Source organism: Neisseria sp. CCUG12390 (genome assembly GCF_047837985.1).
GTDB lineage: Bacteria > Pseudomonadota > Gammaproteobacteria > Burkholderiales > Neisseriaceae > Neisseria.
Genome location: NZ_CP181244.1, coordinates 2,358,539 through 2,377,399 on the forward strand (window position 1 = coordinate 2,358,539; position 18,861 = coordinate 2,377,399).

The window sequence follows — 18,861 nt, forward strand, 5'->3', positions numbered from 1 at the left end:
TCCGAGGCCGTCTGAATCTGAAAACGAAAGGCCGCTTTCAGACGGCCTTTTCATTACCCTGCCTTTGGGCTATCATTCCGTTACGGTCGGCAAACAGACCGGGCCACTTCCCATCTGACAAAAGGAAACCACCATGTACGAAGTCAACCGCAGCGTTTTTTTACTCGTGCCGCTCGAGCCTTTCTGGAACTGGCTGCAAACCCTGCCCGGCAACCATCTGGCCGATTTGACTTTGGAAGATTTGCAGGCCGATGCCAATGCCTACCTGGTGCGTCCGTGCGAAACCGCCGACGAAGTGTGGGACGAAATCGAAGCGCGCTTCGAAGACATTTTCGCCGCCGAGCTGGCCGACTGGTGCGAAGACGAAAGAGAATGGCCGGATTTGCACGCCGACATTTTCAACGAATGGTTCGACATCCAGCTCTCCACCGTCATCACCGACCTGGAAGCCGAACCGCTGGCACGCGAAGCGTTTCAGCCGATCAATTTGAATTAAGCCGCCTGTTTCAGGCCGCCTGAACATTTTCGTAAAACACCGTTTTATTTTCAGACGGCCTCCGGCCTCTCCGAAACCCGTCATCTCCTGCCGGAGAGCGGACAACACAGGCATCCGCCCCCAACTCCACCCACGCCGTCTGAAACTTTCAGACGGCCTTTACCCGATGAATATCCGCGTCCGCAACTACCACATCGACAGCTACGGCCACGTCAACCACGCGCGTTATCTCGAATTTCTCGAAGAAGCGCGCTGGACGTTTTTTGACGGACACGGCTTATTGCCGCTGCTCGACAATATCCATTTGGTCGTCGCCCGCATCGACATCCGCTACCGCCGCCCCGCCGTGGACGGCAACGAATTGCGCATTCACAGCCGAATCAAAGAACTCACCGCCCGCCACCTGCTGTTGACGCAAACCATCGAGCTGGTGCACAGCGGCAAAAACGCTGTCGAAGCCGACATCACGCTGATGCCGGTTGATGCACAAAGCGGCCGCAGCATCCGCTTTCCCGACAACCTCCTGACCTCACTCGAAGCATTCACCGCATGAAAAAACTGATTACCCTCGCCGCCGTCGCCATTGTCGGCGCACTCTTGGCCTTTATCCTGATTCCCGACAACAAAACCGCGCCGGCATTCGCACTGACCGATTTGCAAGGCAACGCGGTCAACAATGCCGACCTGCAAGGCAAAGTCACCTTTATCAATTTCTGGTTTCCCTCCTGCCCCGGCTGCGTGAGCGAAATGCCGCAAGTCATCAAAATGGCCAAGGATTATCAAGGCAAAGATTTCCAAGTGTTGGGCATCGCCGAACCGATTGACCCGGTTGAAAGCGTCCACCAATACGTCAAAGAATACGGCCTGCCGTTTACCGTGATGTACGACGAAGGCGGCACGGTCGGCAAAGCCTTCGGCACGCAGGTTTACCCGACTTCCGTTCTCATCAACAAAAAAGGCGAAATCCTGAAAACCTTTGTCGGCGAACCGGATTTCAACCAACTCTATCAGGAAATCGATCAGGAACTGGCAAAATAAGCGATGACAGAAGCTGGGATTCTCAGGCCGTCTGAAAACCAAAAGTTTCAGACGGCCTTTTGAATCAATCCGCATCCGCCGTTGCGCCGGAATTTTTGTAACACCCCGAATCGGAACACCACCCATCAGCAGCGCATCACAAAGAAATGTACTGAATCCATGCCGGATTTCTTAAAAATCAAAGGCCGTCTGAAACCCGCAAGTTTCAGACGGCCTTTTTATGGAATCAGCGGTTAAGCCTTTTCTTCAAAACGCTTGGCCGCTTCGTCCCAGTTCACCACGTTCCAGAACGCTTTGATGTAGTCCGGACGGCGGTTTTGGAATTTCAGGTAGTAGGCATGTTCCCACACGTCCAAACCGATCAGCGGGTAGCCTTTGCAGCCCGCGATTTCCACACCCATCAGCGGCGTGTCCTGATTGGCGGTGGACACCACTTTCAGACGGCCTTCGTCCAACACCAGCCATGCCCAGCCCGAACCGAAGCGCGATGCGGCGGCTTTTTCAAATTCGGCTTGGAACGCTTCCACCGAACCGAAATCGCGTTCGATGGCTTCTTTCAGACGGCCTTGCAGGGTGGTACCGGTTTTCAGGTTTTTCCAAAAGAAAGAGTGGTTGGCATGGCCGCCGGCGTTGTTGCGCAACACGGTTTGTTTGTCGGCCGGCAGCTCTTTCAGACGGCCCACCAGCTCTTCCGCGCTCAGTTCGGCAAACTCGGGCAGCGATTCCAGCGCGGCGTTGGCGTTGTTCACATAAGCCTGATGGTGCTTGGTGTGGTGAATGTTCATCGTCATTTCGTCGAAATGCGGCTCGAGTGCATCGTAGGCATAGCCGAGTTCGGGTAAAGTATAAGCCATTTGGGTTCCTTTCTCTTCTGTCTTGTGCGGTTGCGGATAACAATGCCGATATTAAGTTCTATTTGCGGATTATGCAAGCCAAACCGCCGCACCGCCAAAGATTAGGCATACAAAAATCAGACTTATCCTTTATAATGTCCCCCAATATTATTCGTTCAGACGGCCTGCCATTAAGCCTCTAAAAAATAAACCTTTACGGCTCAGGCAGCAGTTGCCGCATCTTAATTCTCCAGGCCGTCTGAAAAACCCATTTTGATACAGAGCAAACAGCATGAAATTCATCGACGAAGCAAAAATCGAAGTCGCCGCAGGACGCGGCGGCAACGGCGCAACCAGTTTCCGCCGCGAAAAATTCGTACCGCGCGGCGGTCCCGACGGCGGCGACGGCGGACGCGGCGGCAGCGTTTGGGCCGAAGCCGACGAAAACGTCAACACCCTGGTCGAATACCGCTTCGTCAAACGCTACCAAGCCAAAAACGGCGAAAAAGGCCACGGCTCCGACCGCTACGGCGCAGGCGCGGACGACATTACCCTGCACATGCCCGTCGGCACGCTCATCCGCGACACCGACACCGACGAAATCGTCGCCGACCTCACCCACCACGGCCAGCGCGTCTGCCTCGCCCGCGGCGGCAAAGGCGGTTTGGGCAACATCCATTTCAAATCGTCGGTCAACCGCGCGCCCAAACAGTCCACCCCCGGCGAAGAAGGCGAAGCCCGCTCGCTGCAACTGGAACTGAAAGTCTTGGCCGACGTCGGCCTGCTCGGGATGCCCAACGCCGGCAAATCCACCCTTATCCGCGCCGTCTCCGCCGCCCGCCCCAAAGTTGCCGACTACCCGTTCACCACCCTGCACCCGAACTTGGGCGTGGTGCGCCTCGACGAAAACCACAGCTTCGTCATGGCCGACATCCCCGGCCTGATTGAAGGCGCGGCCGAAGGCGCAGGCTTGGGACACCGCTTCCTGAAACACCTCTCCCGCACCGGCCTGTTGCTGCACGTCGTCGATTTGGCACCGTTCGACGAAAGCGTCAACCCCGCCGAAGAAGCCCTCGCCATCATCAACGAACTGCGCAAATACGACGAAGAACTCTACGGCAAACCCCGCTGGCTCGTGCTCAACAAATTCGACATGCTCGACAGCGAAGAAGCCGAACGCCGCACCGCCGAGTTCCTCGACCAAATCGGCTGGAACCACCCCGCCCCCGACGACCGCTTCGAGTTCGACATGACCACCCCGCGCCTGTTCAAAATCAGCGCGCTAACCCACGACGGCACACAGGATTTGGTGCGTCAAATCGGCATGTACCTGAGCGAGAAAAAACGCTTGGAAGCCGAAGCAGCGGAAGCGGAAAAAACAGCGGCGGCGGTGGAAATCGCAGAGAACCAGCCTAAGACGGATACGAGCGTGTTTCAGGCGGAGTGATGAAAAAGTTTTCAGACGGCCTTTTGAGAATAAAGGCCGTCTGAAAAAATAAAGAAACACGTAGGATGGGTGTAAACCCACCAATTTCCGACAAGTTAAACCGGACGGTGATAATTTTTATGGAAAAATCTTGGATAGAAATTCTTGCTGCTCTAGCACCTTTTGTTCCATTATTTCAGACATTTTTATGGGTGTTGTTATGTATAGGTCTCTTACTGCTCTTCAGAAAGCGTCTTAAAGATTTATTAGATGAAATTCAAAAAAGATTAGCTGACGGTAGTTCTGTAAAAACCCCTTGGCTAGAATTAGGAGTTCCATCTCAAGAAGAAAAAGCAGCCAAATTAGACAATGAAATAGAAGAAGTAACAAAAGAGATACCAGCCTCTAGATTGGCAGACACCAATAATAATTCAGCAGAAAATTTTAGATCTCACTATGAAGAAGTGGAGTCACTAGCACTAGATGCAATCGCAAAAGAATACAATGCAACTATAAACAAAGAAAACACTCGTATAAGAAACAGCAATGTAATAGTTGATGGCGCTTTTTCTATCAATCAAATACTTTACATAATAGAAGTAAAATATATTTTACGTCCGATTCCTATAACCCCTATCATTGGCCAACTCCATCTCATCAGATCGACACTTTTACGAGATAAACAGACAAATGTAAAAATTATTTTAGTTTTAGTATTTGATATGATTAAAATTAAAACAGAGTACAAGGAAGAACTAATTGCGAAACTAAGACAAGAACTCTTCTATACTGATACCAATATTCCAGTAATCATTCGAGATTTTTCTCTCCAATTCCTAAAAAGTCGCTTACAACCATTGAAGAAAGCTGATTCTTAAATTCAACAATACTGCACACTTTAGTAACTAATATGCTAACCATCTACAACACCCTGACCCGCCAAAAAGAACCCTTCGCCCCCATCAACCCAGAAAACGTGCGCATGTACGTTTGCGGCATGACGGTTTACGACTACTGCCATCTCGGCCATGCGCGCGTGATGGTGGTGTTCGACATGATTGCCCGCTGGCTGCGGCAGAGCGGCTATCCGCTCACTTATGTGCGCAACATCACCGACATCGACGACAAAATCATCGCGCGTGCCGCCGAAAACGGCGAGACCATCGGCGAGCTGACCGCGCGTTTCATTCAGGCCATGCACGAAGATGCGGCGGCTTTGGGCGTGCTGCGTCCCGATGCCGAACCGAAGGCTACCGAACATGTCGTCCAGATGATCGCCATGATTGAGCGGCTGATTGCCAACGGCAAGGCGTATGCGGCGGACAACGGCGACGTTTACTACGCCGTGCGCGAGTTTCCCGAATACGGCCAGCTTTCCGGCAAGTCGCTCGACGATCTGCGCGCGGGCGAACGGGTGGAAGTGGACGGTTTCAAACGCGATCCGCTGGATTTTGTGCTGTGGAAAGCGGCCAAACCCAACGAAGCCGATTTTTGGGAAAGCCCGTGGGGCAAAGGCCGTCCGGGTTGGCACATCGAATGCTCGGCGATGGGCGAAGAGCTGTTCGGCGACGTGTTCGACATCCACGGCGGCGGCGCGGATTTACAGTTTCCGCACCATGAAAACGAAATCGCGCAAAGCGTCGGCGCACACGGCGGCGTGTGCGGCCACGACCATGCCGGCAAACCGGTTGCCAGTCATGTGAAATACTGGCTGCACAACGGTTTCATCCGCGTGGATGGCGAAAAAATGTCGAAATCGCTGGGCAATTTCTTCACCATCCGCGAAGTGCTGAAACAATACGATGCTGAAATCGTGCGCTTCTTCATCCTGCGCGCGCACTACCGCAGCCCGCTCAATTATTCCGACGCGCATCTCGACGATGCCAAAGGCGCACTCACGCGCCTGTACACCGCGCTGAAAAACACCGTGCCGTCTGAAAAAGCGGATTGGGACAACGATTACGTCCGCCGCTTCAACGCCGCGATGGACGACGATTTCGACACCGTTCAGGCCGTGGCCGTGCTGTTCGAGCTGGCGAACGAAGTCAACAAAACCCAAAACGCAGATTTGGCCGCCTGTCTGAAACACTTGGGCGGCATCATCGGCCTGCTGCAACGCGAACCGCAAGAATTTCTACAGGGCGGCAATGTTTCAGACGGCCTTTCAAACGAAGAAATCGAAGCCCTGATCGAAGCGCGCAAACAGGCGCGTGCCGATAAAAACTGGGCGGAATCCGACCGCATCCGCGACGAGTTGGCGGCCGCCGGCGTGATTCTGGAAGACAAAGCCGGCGTAACCACTTGGCGGCGCGGCTGATTCGGCAGCGTTGCATCTGACTCTCGCCCCCATCATCAGGCCGTCTGAAACCGTCTTTTTCTTCAAAATGATGGTTTCAGGCGGCCTGAAACTTTTGCAAACTCGGATTCAACCTGAAAATCTATCCCGTCATTTCCGAGCAGCGGACTTGCGCAGCTAATGACAGATTAGAGATTTTAGAATCTTTCCGAATTTTCTCAAGGTCTCAGGCCGTCTGAAAAATTTAATACTTTAACAAAGTTTGAAAAACATTGGAAAAGCAGTGATGCAAACCAAATTTTCATAAAAATTCTCATGGCTGATGCTTGAATAATATCGGTTTTAACGGTTTAAATTTTCCAATCTTTTCTTGACAAAACTTAATGGTTATTTTAATTTCGCAAAGATTGTCAACAAAGAAGCCGCTTTTTTCCGCAAAAATGCAGAGCTTCACGCCTCAATTAAGGAGAAACTACATGTTCCGCAAATCAACCACTGCCGCAATCAGCATGGCCGTTTTGGCTACCTTCGCTTTAAGCGGCTGCAACAAAGAAACCGCCGAAGCGGGCGAACCGAAAAAACCTGAATGTATCGCGCCGGCCAAGCCGGGCGGCGGTTTCGACCTGACCTGCAAACTGGCGCAAACCGGTTTGAAAGACACCAACCAATTGACCAAACCGATGCGCGTGACCTATATGCCGGGCGGTGTGGGTGCGGTGGCCTACAATAAAATCGTGGCCAACGATCCGGCCAACGGCGATGCGATTGTGGCATTCTCGACCGGTTCGCTGCTGAACTTGGCGCAAGGCAAGTTCGGCCAATACACGGAAAAAGACGTGCGTTGGCTTGCTGCCGTCGGCACCGACTACGGCATGGTGGCCGTGAATGCCGCCTCGCCTCTGAAAAACCTGCAAGACTTGGCCGATGCACTGAAAAAAGATCCTAAATCCATCAGCTTCGGCGCAGGCGGCAGCGTGGGCGGCCAAGACTGGCTGCAAACCGCGATGGTGGCCAAAGCCGCCGGCGTGAATCCGAAAGACATGACTTACGTTGCCTTGGAAGGCGGCGGTGAAGCGGTAACGGCGGTTTTGGGCAACCACATCAGCGTGGTGAGCGCGGGCATCGCCGAGATGGGGCCGCACATCGAATCGGGCAAAATCCGCGTGTTGGCGGTGTTCTCACCCAACCGTTTGGAAGGCAAGCTGAAAGACATTCCGACTGCGAAAGAGCAAGGTTTCGACGTGGAATGGCCGGTCATCCGCGGCTACTACATGGGGCCGAAAGTTTCCGACGAGTCGTTCAACTGGTGGAAAAACCACTTTGACGCGATGATGAAAGATCCGAAATTCGCCGACATCCGCGCGGGTCGTGACCTGCTGCCGTTTACCATGACCGGCGAAGAACTGCAGCAATACGTGGTGAAAACCACCGAAGAAATGCGTGTATTGTCCAAAGAATTCGATTTGAACACCAAATAATCTTGTCTTGTTTTCAGACGGCCTGTTGCTTTGACAGGCCGTCTGAAAATCATCAGATGATTGACGCAAAAAATGAATTCTTTGATTAATCATCGTTTATTTCCAACCGGGCGGACGGATTGCCGACCACCGTCAGGCCGTCTGAAACGTATGGCCGGGTTGGACAATAAAATGCGCTTCATGGAGACGATATGAATCTCGAACGCTGTTTTTCCGGTTTGCTGTTTATCGCAGCCGTTTTCCTGCTGTATCTGGCGTGGGGCTACACCGCGCCGATTACCTACGACCCGCTGGGGCCGCGCCCTTATCCGGTGCTGATTTTGTCGCTGCTGGCCGTGTCGTGCCTGTACTTGGCCGTCCGCCCCAAAAGCGAAGCCATCGACTTGGGCTATACCGCACCCATCCTGAAAAAACTTGCTGTTTGTTTGGTCGCGCTGTTTTTGTATGCCGTTCTGTTCGAGCTGCTCGGCTTTCCGTTGGCCACCGCGCTGATGGCGTTTGTAGTCGGCACGCTGTTTGGCGGCAGCTTCAAGGCTTGCGCGCTTTCAGGCATTGCCTTGGGCGCGGGCTTTTACCTGCTTTTTGACCGTTTGCTGGATGTTCCGCTGCCGGTCGGCTTTTTCGGTTAAGGACGGGACATGGAAACTTTAAACTTTTTGATGAGCGGTTTTGCCGTGGCCTTGGAGCCGCAAAACCTGATGCTGGCTTTGTTCGGCGCGTTTTTGGGTACGATTGTCGGCATGCTGCCGGGCTTGGGGCCGATTAACGGCGTGGCGATTTTGCTGCCCTTCGCCTATGCACTCGGCCTGCCGCCCGAGTCGGCCTTGATTTTGCTGGCGGCGGTGTATTTGGGTTGCGAATACGGCGGCCGGATTTCGGCAATTTTGATTAACGTGCCGGGCGATGCGGCGGCGATTATGTCCACGCTCGACGGCTACCCCTTGGCCAAACAGGGTAAGGCCGGCATCGCCTTATCGCTCTCCGCCGTCAGCTCGTTTACCGGCAGCACTATCGCCACCGTCGGTGTGGTCTTGTTTGCGCCGCTGTTGGCAAATTGGGCGATTGCGTTCGGCCCCGCCGAATATTTCGTCTTGATGGTATTCGCCATCACCTGCTTGAGCGGCCTGGTCGGCGACCAACCGCTGAAAACCGCCGTTGCCGCCTTAATCGGCTTGGGCTTGGCGACCGTAGGCGTGGACGCCGTTACCGGCGTGTACCGTTTCACGTTTGATTCGGTGAATCTTTCAGACGGCATCCAGTTCACCACCATCGTCATCGGCTTTTTCAGCGTCAGCGAAATCCTGATTATGCTGGAACACACCGAACGCGGCCAAAAAGCGTTGGAACAAGGCAAACGCGCCCTGTTCAACCTTAAAGAATTCCTGTTTGCCTTCGGCACGATGGTACGCAGCGGCTTGGTCGGCTTTGTGGTCGGCGTATTGCCGGGCGCGGGCGCGACGATTGCCAGCGCGATGACTTACACCAACGAAAAGAAAATCGCCGGTGCATCGGGCAAATTCGGCGAAGGCGACCTGCGCGGCATCGCCGCGCCCGAAGCGGCCAACAACGCTTCCGCCTGCGGTTCGTTCATTCCGATGCTGACTTTGGGCGTACCCGGCTCAGGCACCACCGCCGTCATGATGGGCGCGCTGACCCTGTACAACATCACCCCCGGCCCGCAGCTTTTCAGCGAGCAACCCGATATTGTGTGGGGTCTGATTGCGTCGCTGTTTATCGGCAACGTGATTTTGCTGCTGCTCAACATTCCGTTGGTCGGCTTCTTCGCCAAGCTGTTGAACATCCCCAACTACATCCTGATTCCGGCCATCGCCACCGTAAGCTTTGTCGGCGTGTACGCGATTCACAGCACCACGTTCGACTTGGTGCTGATGGTCGGTTTGGGCGTGTTGGGCTATTTCCTGCGCAAACTCAATTTCCCGTTGTCCGCCCTGATTTTGGGCTATGTCTTGGGCGAACTGATGGAATCCAGCCTGCGCCGCGCGCTGTCGATTTCGCAAGGCGATTTGGGCATCCTGTTCCAAGGCCCGATTACCAAAGTCTTGTGGGCACTGGCTTTGCTGATGGTGTTGCTGCCGGTTTACCGCTGGCTGCGCCGCCGCAAACAGACTGCGTAACGCATCACGACAGCCGCCTGAATTCAGCGCGGCTGTTTTATTTGTTCAATCACATAAGCCGAGAACTTTGCAAAACTGGTAAATGTTTAGAAATATTTAAACCGTCATTCCCGCGCAGGCGGGAATGACGAGCATAGTTTTCTTGGTTCAAATTGAGTTTTACGAAGGCATCAGGCCGTCTGAAAGATTTCAGACGGCCTCACGCACAACAACGATTATTCATCCGACCATGAACCGCATCATTCCCTACCTTCCCGGCTTTGCCGCCGCGCTCACCGGCGCACTCCTGGCCAACCTGCTCAATCTGCCGATTCCGTGGCTGCTCGGCTCCCTGCTGGCTTGCGCCGCATTGTCGGTCGGCGGCGTAAACATCCGCGCCGTGCCATTCGGCAGAAAAATCGGCCTGTGCATCATCGGCATGTCGTTGGGGCTGTATTTCACACCGCAAATGGCCGGCATGATCGGTGCGAACGCGCTTTGGCTGGGTGCGGGCATGCTGTTTGCCTTGGTATTGAGCCTTTGCGGCACGCTGCTGCTCTACCGGTTTGCCGGCGTCGATTTCAAAACCGCCTGGTTTGCGGCGGCGGTCGGCGGTGCGAGCGAAATGGCCAATCTGGCCGAACAGCACGGCGCGCGCGTGGACAAAGTCGTGGCCGCCCATTCCCTGCGCGTCTTGATGATTGTCACCATCGTGCCGTTTTTCTACCGCTTTATGGATTATCACGGTTTGGACACCGCCGTCATCGACAAAGGCGGCGTGCATTACGGCGGCTTGCTGCTGCTGGTTGCCTGCTGCGCCGGCACGGGCTGGCTGTTTCAAAAACGCGGCTGGGCGAATCCCTGGACATTCGGCCCTTTGGCGGCGGCAGTATTGCTGACCGTGAGCGGCGTGCATTTGTCCGCCATTCCGAAAGAATTGTCATGGGTCGGCCAGCTCTTAATCGGCTGGTCGCTCGGCACCAAATTCCGCCCCGATTTTTTCCGCGCCGCACCGCGCTTATTGTCGGTCACCGCGGTTATCGTCTGCATCAGCCTGCTGCTGACCGCCGCCGTTTCCCAACTGCTGGCCGCATGGTCGGATATTCCGCTGCCGACGCTGGGCTTGGGACTCGCCCCCGGCGGCGTGGCGGAAATGACCATCACCGCCAAAGTGCTGCAACTGGGCGTGCCGCTCGTTACCGCGTTTCATGTGTTGCGTATGCTGGTGGTGGTCGGCTTGGCCGGCTGGCTGTATGGCGTGCTGGAACGGCGGTTCGGCGTCGGGAAACTGTGAATCCGCTGCCAAAATCAATCATCAGGCCGTCTGAAATCTTCGATTTTTGCCATTTATTTAACCGGCGGCAATAAAACCGGACATGAGCTTCAATCTTCCTTTAAAAGGCGTAGAATGAAGGCAGCCAGTATTTTCCCAACCATAAGGAGAAGTGCCATGCATTACCCTAAAGCCTTGGTTTTACTGTGTTCCCTACTCATGGCCAATACTGCTTTCGCTGCGGATTTAATCAAAACCCTGCCCGGCGATTTGACCCTGAATCAGGCGCAAGCCGTGATTCGGGCGGCAGTGAAGAAGGCCGAACAAATCAAAGTACCGATGAATATCGCCGTGGTGGATGCCGGGGGAAATCTGAAAGCTTTTGCGCGGATGGAAGATGCCTTCATCGGCAGCATCGATATTGCTTCCAAAAAAGCGCGTACCGCCCGCTATTTCAATATGAGCACGCGCGATTTGGGCAATGCCGCCCAACCGGGAAAACCCTTATACGGCATTGAAGTGACCAATAACGGTTTGGCCATTTTTGCCGGCGGCGTGTTACTGGTGGACTCATCCGGCGTGATTGTCGGCAGCGTCGGCGTCAGCGGCGGTTCGGTAGACGAAGACGAAAGCGTTGCCAAAGCAGGAGCCGCGGCATTACCGCGTCGATAATACTGGACATAAGTAAGCAATAGACACAAGCAGGCCGTCTGAAAAAATTTCAGACGGCCTGCTTTATCGTCTGCATAATCGGTTATAATCAAAAAAGTATATTAAACCCGATATACTTATTGATTAATTTTAAGGAGAAACCGATGAAGACATTACTGACCGCCGTATTATTGGGCATGGCCGCCGCTGCTTATGCCGCACCTGCCGACATTGTGGTTCCCGTATCGCTGCTGGACGCGAAAAACGGCGACAAAGCGGCCGGCGAAATCCGCATCAGCCAAAGTAAATACGGCGCGGTATTCACGCCGAAAATCGAAGGCTTGGCGCAAGGCATTTACGGTTTCCACGTGCATGAAAACCCAAGCTGCGCGGCTAAAGAGAAAGACGGCAAACTGGTTGAGGGCTTGGCCGCAGGCGGCCACTGGGATCCTAAGAAAACCGGCGCGCACAAAGGCCCTTGGAACGACAGCGGACATTTGGGCGATTTGCCTGCCCTAGCGGTAGATGCCAACGGCCATATCCAACCCGTTGTCGCACCGCGCATCAAGAAAATCAGTTCGCTCAAAGGCCGCTCGCTGATGATTCACGCCGGCGGTGACAATTACAGCGACCATCCTGCCGCGCTCGGCGGCGGCGGCGCGCGCAAATACTGCGGCGTCATTGCCAAATAAGTTCGGCTGCGCAGCAAAAGGCCGTCTGAAAAAGCATTTTCAGACGGCCTTTCATATTTCCTATCAATCAAGCAGGTTTTTCTTCACCACCGCAGGATTCCCCGCCGCCAAAGAATACGGCGGCACACTTTTGGTCACCACCGCGCCCGCACCGATAATCGAGCCTTTTCCGATGGTTACACCACCCATGATAATCGCACGGCGGCCAATCCACACATCGTCTTCAATCACAATCGGATTAGTGTCGGTATAGCCGGAAAACTGTCTGGTTTCTTTGTCAAACTTATGGCTGTTGGAATAAAACAGGCATTCCGGCCCCATCATCACATTTCTGCCGATGGTCAGGCCATAGCAGATTTCGCAGTCCACGCCGATGCCCGAATAATCGCCGACCACCGTGTCTTTCAATACATACGCCCCCTTTTCGATGTTCACCCCTTTGCCCAAATGCGGTGAAACCCGGCGTGCCAACACTGCGCGGATTTTTTTGGCCGATTTGCCGAAGGGGCGGCTGAACGAAGCAGGCAGCCATCTGCCGACCACCCTCAACAATACTAAAAACAACTTTGCCTTCATTGCATTTCCTCACAGAAAATCAAAGATACCGTTATCAATCCTGTTAGACACATCATATGCAACAAGTTTCGCCCGCCGTCCGATAATATTCGCGCCGCCCTGTTGCAAAACGCCCCAACACCGCAATATCTGCTTGACGAAACAGCAAAAAATGGCAATAATCACGCCCTTGTCTTGAAGCATAGGTACAACCCCTGTGCCCGCTTAATCGAAAGGAAACAACATGAAACAAGGTATTCACCCGAACTACCACGAAGTAAACGTTACCTGCTCTTGCGGCAACAAATTCGTGACCAAATCCGCTATGGAAAAAGAAAACTTCAACATCGAGGTTTGCTCTTTGTGCCACCCGTTCTATACCGGCCAGCAAAAAATCGTCGACACCACCGGCCGCGTGGACAAATTCAACAACAAATTCGGCAACCTGTTCAAACGCTGATTGCCCGATTTGGAAAAAGACTGCTCCGGCAGTCTTTTTTGTTTTGGCTGTGTCCGAATGCATTTTCAGACGGCCTCAAACGTTCAAGGCCGTCTGAACATACCGTTGAAACCCATGCTGCCGGTCGGAACGGCTCCGCCGTTTATCCCGGCCATTCCCCGATTCCGCCCTAATTTGTTACACTAGCGCATCTATTTGATTTTTGAAACGCCGCAACATGCTGACCTATACCCCGCCGGACGACCGCAAACCCGCCAAAACCCGTGAAAAACCCTGGCTTTTGCTGCTGCTGGTATTCGCTTGGCTGTGGCCGGGCGTGTTTTCGCACGACTTGTGGAACCCTGACGAATCAGGCCTGTTCACCGCGGCCGAAGCCCTGCTCGACGGCACGGCTTCGCCGCTGGTCGCTCAGGTTTTCGAGCGGCACAATTTCCACATCTCACCGGTTTATCTGTGGGCGGCGGGTGCGTTCCAAACCCTGTTCTCGCCGTGGGCAGCCGATGCTTATGCGGCCACACGCTTTGCCAGCGTATTTTTCACCGCCGTCGGTTTGCTGCTGTGCGGGTTTGCCGGATTCAATTTCTTAGGCCGTCATCACGGCCGCAGCGTGGTGTTGATTTTAATCGGCAGCATCGGCCTGCTGCCGATGGCGCACTTCATCAGCGACATGTCCGCCGTGTTTGCCGCGCTGGGCATGGTGCTGTGCGGTTTTTCGCTGGCGCACAAACGCGTGATTACCGCCGCGCTGCTGCTGGGCGGCGGCTGGGCCTTGCTGTCGCTGAGTGCCGGATTTCTGCTGCCTTTGGTTTTGATGGCGATGGCCTTTGCCTTAACCCTTCACCCGCAATGGCAGTTCAAACGCTATTACCTGACCCTGTTCGGCGCGTTTGCCGTCGCGCTGCCGCTGATGGTGGTGTATCCCCTGCTTTTGCGCGGTCTGCAACCCGAAGCTTTTACCGTGTGGCGCGATTCGTATCTGTTCGGCACTTACGGCGGTTTGGCGCATTTTCAGACGGTCTTTAACCTTCCTTATTATCTGAAAAACCTGCTGTGGTTCGCGCTTCCCGCATGGCCGCTGGCGGCATGGACGTTCAGCCGCACCAAAATGAACGCGCAAGGCTGGAGCGGCCTGTGTTTGGCGTGGCTGATTCTGGCAACCGTACTTTTGGCTTTCAATCCGCAACGTTTCCAAGACAACCTGGTTTGGCTGATGCCGCCGCTGGCCCTGCTCGGCGCGGCGCAACTCGACGGCCTGCGGCGCGGCGCGGCGGCGTTTATCAACTGGTTCGGCATTATGGCATTCGGTCTGCTGGCGGCCTTTATGTGGGTGGGATTCGCCGCCATGAATTACGGCTGGCCGGCGAAACTGGCCGAACGCGCCGCCTATTTCAGCCCGTATTACATCCCCGAAATCGACCCTTTCCCGATGGTGGTGGCCGTTTTGTTCACACCGCTGTGGCTGTGGGCGATTACGCGCAAACACATCCGCGGCCGCCAGGCCGTAACCAATTGGGCGGCCGGCGTTACCCTGACCTGGGCCTTGCTGATGACCCTGTGGCTGCCTTGGCTGGATGCCGCCAAAAGCTATGCGCCCGTCGTCAAGCAGATGGAGACCGCACTTTATCCCGAATTGCGCCACCAATTTTCAGACGGCCACGAATGCATCAGCGTCGCCGCACAAGATTTCCGCAGCCGCATTGCTTGGGCGCAATACAGCGACTGGCGTCTGAAACCCGACGACGCAAGCTGCCGCTACCGCTTGGTGCAGCAGCCGAAAGATACCGCCGCACCGCAAGGCTGGACGAAACTCTGGCAGGGCGCGCGTCCGCGCAATAAAGTAGAAGGCTTTGCCTTATTGCGCCGCGATGCTGCAACAAATTAGGAACAGGCCGTCTGAAAACAAAACATTCAGACGGCCTTTAATCCGACTTCAAAACAGCGTACAATCACACGTTTATTTTTGAATTCATTACTTTTTCCGACGGCCTCTCCATAAAAAAAGCAACCCGGACACACACCTTTAAATCCCTAAGGCCGTCTGAACACCAGAGCAATCCCACTATGTCCAACATGATTTACCCCAAAACCTACGACGTGATCGTCGTCGGCGGCGGCCACGCCGGTACCGAAGCCGCGCTGGCCGCCGCGCGTATGGGCGCGCAGACGCTGCTGCTCACCCACAACATCGAAACCCTCGGCCAAATGTCGTGCAACCCGTCCATCGGCGGCATCGGCAAAGGCCACCTCGTGCGCGAAGTCGATGCGCTCGGCGGCGCAATGGCCTTGGCCACCGACAAATCTGGCATCCAGTTCCGCCGTCTGAACGCCAGCAAAGGCGCGGCGGTTCGTGCCACGCGCGCGCAGGCCGACCGCATTTTGTACAAAGCCGCCATCCGCGAAATGCTGGAAAATCAGGAAAATCTGGAATTGTTCCAGCAGGCGGTGGAAGACATCACACTGGACGGCGAACGCGTATCCGGCGTGAAAACCGCGATGGGCGTGGCATTCAAAGCCCGCGCCGTGGTGCTGACGGCTGGCACGTTTCTGGCGGGTAAAATCCACATCGGTTTGGAAAACTACGCGGGCGGACGCGCGGGCGACCCTGCCGCGCAAGGCTTGTCGGGCCGTCTGAAAGAATTGAAGCTGCCGCAAAGCCGTCTGAAAACGGGTACGCCGCCACGCATCGACGGCCGCACCATCGATTTTTCGCAGCTTACCGAACAGCCCGGCGATATGCCCGTGCCCGTGTTTTCCGTGCGCGGCAGCGCCGAGATGCACCCGCGCCAAGTGTCGTGCTGGATTACGCATACCAACTTGAAAACACACGAAATTATCCGCAGCGGCTTTGACCGCAGCCCGATGTTCACCGGCAAAATCGAAGGTGTGGGGCCGCGCTATTGCCCGTCTATCGAAGACAAAATCAACCGCTTCGCCGACAAGGAAAGCCACCAGATTTTCCTCGAACCCGAAGGCCTGACGACGCACGAATACTACCCCAACGGCATCTCCACCAGCCTGCCGTTCGACATCCAGCTCGCCCTCGTGCGCAGCATGAAAGGCCTTGAAAACGCACACATTTTGCGCCCCGGCTACGCCATCGAATACGACTATTTCGACCCGCGCAACCTCAAAGCCAGCCTGGAAACCAAAACCATTTCCGGCCTGTTTTTCGCCGGCCAAATCAACGGCACGACGGGCTACGAAGAAGCCGCCGCACAAGGCCTGCTGGCGGGCGCGAACGCCGTGCAGTTCGTGCGTGAGCAAGAACCGCTGCTGCTGCGCCGCGAACAGGCTTATCTCGGCGTGTTGGTGGACGATTTGATTACCAAAGGCGTGAACGAACCCTACCGCATGTTCACCAGCCGCGCCGAATACCGCCTGCAACTGCGCGAAGACAACGCCGACATGCGCCTGACCGAAGACGGCCACAAAATCGGCCTGGTCGGCGAAGCCCAATGGCGCGCGTTCAACGAAAAACGCGAAGCCATCGAACGCGAAATCCAACGCCTGAAAACCACTTGGTACACGCCGCAAAAACTGCCCGAAAGCGAGCAAATCCGCGTGTTCGGCCAAAAACTCGCCCGCGAAGCCAACCTGCACGACCTGCTGCGCCGCCCCAACCTCGACTACGCCGCGCTGATGACGCTGGAAGGCGCGATGCCGTCCGAAAGCCTGTCTGAAAACGTGGTCGAGCAGGTGGAAATCCAAGTGAAATACCAGGGCTACATCGACCGCCAAAACGAAGAAATCTCCGAACGCCGCGACATCGAAACCCTGAAACTGCCGTATGAAATCGACTACGCCAAAGTAAAGGGCTTGTCCGCCGAAGTGCAGCAGAAACTCAACTTACACCGCCCCGAAACCGTCGGCCAAGCCTCGCGCATTTCGGGCGTAACGCCTGCGGCCGTCGCACTCTTGATGGTGCATTTGAAGCGTGGGTTTAAAGACGCGAAATAAAGCTTTACCTCGGATAAAGGCCGTCTGAAAACAAGTATTTGCTTTTCAGACGGCCTCAAATATTTATTCAAATTAAAAACAGGAAACACGCATGACTACACTTTCTTCATCCGCCCCCGCTTGGCAGCAACAATGGTTCGGCAACGTCCGCGGCGACGTATTGTCGGGCTTGGTAGTGGCGCTGGCGTTGATTCCCGAAGCCATTGCTTTTTCGATTATCGCCGGTGTCGATCCGCAAGTCGGCCTGTATGCCTCGTTTTGCATTGCGGTGGTCATCAGCTTTGCCGGCGGCCGGCCGGCGATGATTTCGGCAGCCACGGGCGCAATGGCGTTGGTGTTGGCCGGTTTGGTGAAGGAACACGGTTTGCAGTATATGCTGGCCGCGACTTTACTCACCGGTGTGATTCAAATCATTGCCGGCTGGCTCAAACTCGGCTCGCTGATGCGTTTTGTGGCGCGCGCGGTCGTCATCGGCTTCGTCAACGCGCTGGCGATTTTGATTTTCATGGCGCAACTGCCCGAACTGCAAAACACCTCTTGGCACACTTACGCGCTGGTGGCGGCCGGTTTGGTGGTGATTTATCTGTTTCCGCGCGTTCCCACGCTGGGCAAAATCATTCCGTCGCCGCTGGTGACGATTGTCGGCCTGACGGTTTTGACGGTATGGCTCGGCATTGACGTGCGTACCGTCGGCGACATGGGACAACTGCCCGACACGCTGCCGGTGTTCCTGCTGCCTGATGTGCCGCTCAATTTGGACACCTTATTGATCATCCTGCCTTATTCCTTGAGCTTGGCGGCGGTGGGCTTACTCGAATCGCTGATGACGGCCACGATTGTCGATGAAATGACCGAAACCGAAAGCGACAAAAACCGCGAGTGCAAAGGCCAGGGCGTGGCGAACATTGTGAGCGGCTTGTTCGGCGGCATGGCCGGTTGCGCGATGATCGGCCAATCGGTGATTAACGTCAAATCCGGCGGCCGCACGCGCTTATCCACGCTGCTGGCGGGCATTTACCTGCTGATTATGGTGGTGTTTTTGAGCGATATTCTGAAGGTCATTCCGATGCCGGCGCTGGTGGCGGTGATGATTATGGTGTCGATCGGCACATTTAACTGGCAGTCGGTAAAAGAGTTGAAAACCCACCCGATCGGTTTCAATGTGGTGATGTTGGTGACCGTCGGCATTGTGGTGTACAGCCACAATCTGGCTTTGGGCGTGTTTGCCGGCGTGCTACTCTCGGCGCTGTTTTTCGCCAACAAAATCGGCCGCTACATGAGCATACGCGAATCGGGCGAAGGCCGAGCCTTGCGTTATGACGTGGTCGGACAGGTATTTTTCGCCTCATCCGATGATTTCAACGCTGCTTTCGATTTCAGCCGCAACGACATAAAAAACGTCACCATTGACCTGACCCACGCCCACTTCTGGGACGTGACTGCCGTGTCTGCCTTGGATAAAGTGGTATTGCGTTACCGCAAAGCCGGTGCGGAAGTCGAAGTCATCGGTTTGAATGAAGCCAGCCGCACGCTGGTTGACCGTTTCGGCACACACGACAAATCGGAAGCGACCGACATCATCAGCCATTAAG

Annotated in this window: 18 protein-coding genes; 16 read left to right on the top strand and 2 right to left on the bottom strand. The window is 55.1% G+C overall.

The window, feature by feature from the left end; all coding sequences use genetic code 11:
• Positions 1–133: 133 nt before the first annotated feature.
• The 3 genes from ACM67E_RS10905 to ACM67E_RS10915 all read left to right on the top strand — a co-directional run bounded on the left by ACM67E_RS10905 (position 134) and on the right by ACM67E_RS10915 (position 1,534).
• On the top strand, positions 134–496 hold the full coding sequence (locus ACM67E_RS10905; RefSeq protein WP_416191461.1) for a VacJ: 363 nt from the start codon (positions 134–136) through the stop codon (positions 494–496).
• Positions 497–662: 166 nt separating this feature from the next.
• Entirely contained in the window at positions 663–1,049 is a 387-nt protein-coding gene (locus tag ACM67E_RS10910; protein WP_416191462.1) for an acyl-CoA thioesterase, read from the top strand.
• The gene (locus ACM67E_RS10915) at positions 1,046–1,534 is read left to right on the top strand and encodes a peroxiredoxin family protein (RefSeq protein ID WP_416191463.1); all 489 of its coding nucleotides are present in this window, start codon (positions 1,046–1,048) and stop codon (positions 1,532–1,534) included. Before ACM67E_RS10910 ends, ACM67E_RS10915 begins: the two co-directional genes overlap by 4 nt.
• A 233-nt stretch (positions 1,535–1,767) precedes the next feature.
• Here the strand turns inward: ACM67E_RS10915 and sodA are convergent, their stop codons facing one another.
• On the bottom strand, positions 1,768–2,388 hold the full coding sequence (gene sodA / locus ACM67E_RS10920; RefSeq protein ID WP_416191464.1) for a superoxide dismutase [Mn]: 621 nt from the start codon (positions 2,386–2,388) through the stop codon (positions 1,768–1,770).
• Positions 2,389–2,659: 271 nt separating this feature from the next.
• On the opposite strand from sodA, the gene obgE reads away from it, so the two are divergent.
• The 9 genes from obgE to ACM67E_RS10965 all read left to right on the top strand — a co-directional run bounded on the left by obgE (position 2,660) and on the right by ACM67E_RS10965 (position 12,297).
• Positions 2,660–3,814 carry a GTPase ObgE gene (obgE, locus tag ACM67E_RS10925; RefSeq protein WP_416191465.1) on the top strand — a complete coding sequence of 385 codons (1,155 nt, stop codon included), beginning with the start codon at positions 2,660–2,662 and terminating at the stop codon, positions 3,812–3,814.
• 119 nt (positions 3,815–3,933) lie between these two features.
• Positions 3,934–4,671, top strand: a complete 738-nt coding sequence (locus ACM67E_RS10930; RefSeq protein WP_416191466.1) for a hypothetical protein — start codon at positions 3,934–3,936, stop codon at positions 4,669–4,671.
• A 32-nt stretch (positions 4,672–4,703) separates the two neighbouring features.
• The gene (gene cysS, locus ACM67E_RS10935; protein WP_416191467.1) at positions 4,704–6,110 is read left to right on the top strand and encodes a cysteine--tRNA ligase; all 1,407 of its coding nucleotides are present in this window, start codon (positions 4,704–4,706) and stop codon (positions 6,108–6,110) included.
• Positions 6,111–6,565: 455 nt separating this feature from the next.
• On the top strand, positions 6,566–7,567 hold the full coding sequence (locus ACM67E_RS10940) for a Bug family tripartite tricarboxylate transporter substrate binding protein (protein WP_416191468.1): 1,002 nt from the start codon (positions 6,566–6,568) through the stop codon (positions 7,565–7,567).
• Between the two features lie 191 nt (positions 7,568–7,758).
• Positions 7,759–8,196 carry a tripartite tricarboxylate transporter TctB family protein gene (locus ACM67E_RS10945; RefSeq protein WP_416191469.1) on the top strand — a complete coding sequence of 146 codons (438 nt, stop codon included), beginning with the start codon at positions 7,759–7,761 and terminating at the stop codon, positions 8,194–8,196.
• 9 nt (positions 8,197–8,205) lie between these two features.
• A complete protein-coding gene (locus tag ACM67E_RS10950; protein WP_416191470.1) occupies positions 8,206–9,702 on the top strand; it encodes a tripartite tricarboxylate transporter permease in 1,497 nt (498 codons plus the stop codon).
• A 124-nt stretch (positions 9,703–9,826) separates the two neighbouring features.
• Entirely contained in the window at positions 9,827–10,975 is a 1,149-nt protein-coding gene (locus tag ACM67E_RS10955) for an AbrB family transcriptional regulator (RefSeq protein ID WP_416191471.1), read from the top strand.
• Positions 10,976–11,131: 156 nt separating this feature from the next.
• Complete coding sequence (locus tag ACM67E_RS10960) at positions 11,132–11,626, top strand: GlcG/HbpS family heme-binding protein (RefSeq protein ID WP_416191472.1); 495 nt, start codon at positions 11,132–11,134, stop codon at positions 11,624–11,626.
• Positions 11,627–11,769: 143 nt separating this feature from the next.
• Positions 11,770–12,297, top strand: coding sequence for a superoxide dismutase family protein (locus ACM67E_RS10965; RefSeq protein WP_416191473.1), 528 nt, complete (start codon positions 11,770–11,772; stop codon positions 12,295–12,297).
• A 63-nt stretch (positions 12,298–12,360) separates the two neighbouring features.
• Here the strand turns inward: ACM67E_RS10965 and ACM67E_RS10970 are convergent, their stop codons facing one another.
• Positions 12,361–12,873: an acyltransferase gene (locus tag ACM67E_RS10970; protein WP_416191474.1), complete on the bottom strand. Its 513-nt coding sequence runs from the start codon at positions 12,871–12,873 to the stop codon at positions 12,361–12,363.
• 223 nt (positions 12,874–13,096) lie between these two features.
• Here ACM67E_RS10970 and rpmE point away from each other — a divergent pair, with 223 nt between their 5' ends.
• The 4 genes from rpmE (at position 13,097) to ACM67E_RS10990 (ending at position 18,860) form a co-directional block, all read left to right on the top strand.
• Positions 13,097–13,312: a 50S ribosomal protein L31 gene (gene rpmE, locus ACM67E_RS10975; RefSeq protein ID WP_416191475.1), complete on the top strand. Its 216-nt coding sequence runs from the start codon at positions 13,097–13,099 to the stop codon at positions 13,310–13,312.
• Between the two features lie 217 nt (positions 13,313–13,529).
• Positions 13,530–15,194 (top strand): glycosyltransferase family 39 protein, encoded by a 1,665-nt coding sequence (locus ACM67E_RS10980; protein ID WP_416191476.1) that lies wholly within the window; start codon positions 13,530–13,532, stop codon positions 15,192–15,194.
• A gap of 179 nt (positions 15,195–15,373) precedes the next feature.
• Positions 15,374–17,269, top strand: coding sequence for a tRNA uridine-5-carboxymethylaminomethyl(34) synthesis enzyme MnmG (mnmG, locus tag ACM67E_RS10985; protein ID WP_416191477.1), 1,896 nt, complete (start codon positions 15,374–15,376; stop codon positions 17,267–17,269).
• 91 nt (positions 17,270–17,360) lie between these two features.
• Positions 17,361–18,860 carry a SulP family inorganic anion transporter gene (locus ACM67E_RS10990; protein WP_416191478.1) on the top strand — a complete coding sequence of 500 codons (1,500 nt, stop codon included), beginning with the start codon at positions 17,361–17,363 and terminating at the stop codon, positions 18,858–18,860.
• Position 18,861: the final 1 nt, after the last annotated feature.

Bases quoted from the DNA above. Each gene is read 5' to 3' on its own strand.
- ACM67E_RS10905 (WP_416191461.1), top strand. From the start codon at position 134: ATGTACGAAGTCAACCGCAGCGTTTTTTTACTCGTGCCGCTCGAGCCT.
- ACM67E_RS10910 (WP_416191462.1), top strand. From the start codon at position 663: ATGAATATCCGCGTCCGCAACTACCACATCGACAGCTACGGCCACGTC.
- ACM67E_RS10915 (WP_416191463.1), top strand. From the start codon at position 1,046: ATGAAAAAACTGATTACCCTCGCCGCCGTCGCCATTGTCGGCGCACTC.
- sodA (WP_416191464.1), bottom strand. From the start codon at position 2,388: ATGGCTTATACTTTACCCGAACTCGGCTATGCCTACGATGCACTCGAG.
- obgE (WP_416191465.1), top strand. From the start codon at position 2,660: ATGAAATTCATCGACGAAGCAAAAATCGAAGTCGCCGCAGGACGCGGC.
- ACM67E_RS10930 (WP_416191466.1), top strand. From the start codon at position 3,934: ATGGAAAAATCTTGGATAGAAATTCTTGCTGCTCTAGCACCTTTTGTT.
- cysS (WP_416191467.1), top strand. From the start codon at position 4,704: ATGCTAACCATCTACAACACCCTGACCCGCCAAAAAGAACCCTTCGCC.
- ACM67E_RS10940 (WP_416191468.1), top strand. From the start codon at position 6,566: ATGTTCCGCAAATCAACCACTGCCGCAATCAGCATGGCCGTTTTGGCT.
- ACM67E_RS10945 (WP_416191469.1), top strand. From the start codon at position 7,759: ATGAATCTCGAACGCTGTTTTTCCGGTTTGCTGTTTATCGCAGCCGTT.
- ACM67E_RS10950 (WP_416191470.1), top strand. From the start codon at position 8,206: ATGGAAACTTTAAACTTTTTGATGAGCGGTTTTGCCGTGGCCTTGGAG.
- ACM67E_RS10955 (WP_416191471.1), top strand. From the start codon at position 9,827: ATGACGAGCATAGTTTTCTTGGTTCAAATTGAGTTTTACGAAGGCATC.
- ACM67E_RS10960 (WP_416191472.1), top strand. From the start codon at position 11,132: ATGCATTACCCTAAAGCCTTGGTTTTACTGTGTTCCCTACTCATGGCC.
- ACM67E_RS10965 (WP_416191473.1), top strand. From the start codon at position 11,770: ATGAAGACATTACTGACCGCCGTATTATTGGGCATGGCCGCCGCTGCT.
- ACM67E_RS10970 (WP_416191474.1), bottom strand. From the start codon at position 12,873: ATGAAGGCAAAGTTGTTTTTAGTATTGTTGAGGGTGGTCGGCAGATGG.
- rpmE (WP_416191475.1), top strand. From the start codon at position 13,097: ATGAAACAAGGTATTCACCCGAACTACCACGAAGTAAACGTTACCTGC.
- ACM67E_RS10980 (WP_416191476.1), top strand. From the start codon at position 13,530: ATGCTGACCTATACCCCGCCGGACGACCGCAAACCCGCCAAAACCCGT.
- mnmG (WP_416191477.1), top strand. From the start codon at position 15,374: ATGTCCAACATGATTTACCCCAAAACCTACGACGTGATCGTCGTCGGC.
- ACM67E_RS10990 (WP_416191478.1), top strand. From the start codon at position 17,361: ATGACTACACTTTCTTCATCCGCCCCCGCTTGGCAGCAACAATGGTTC.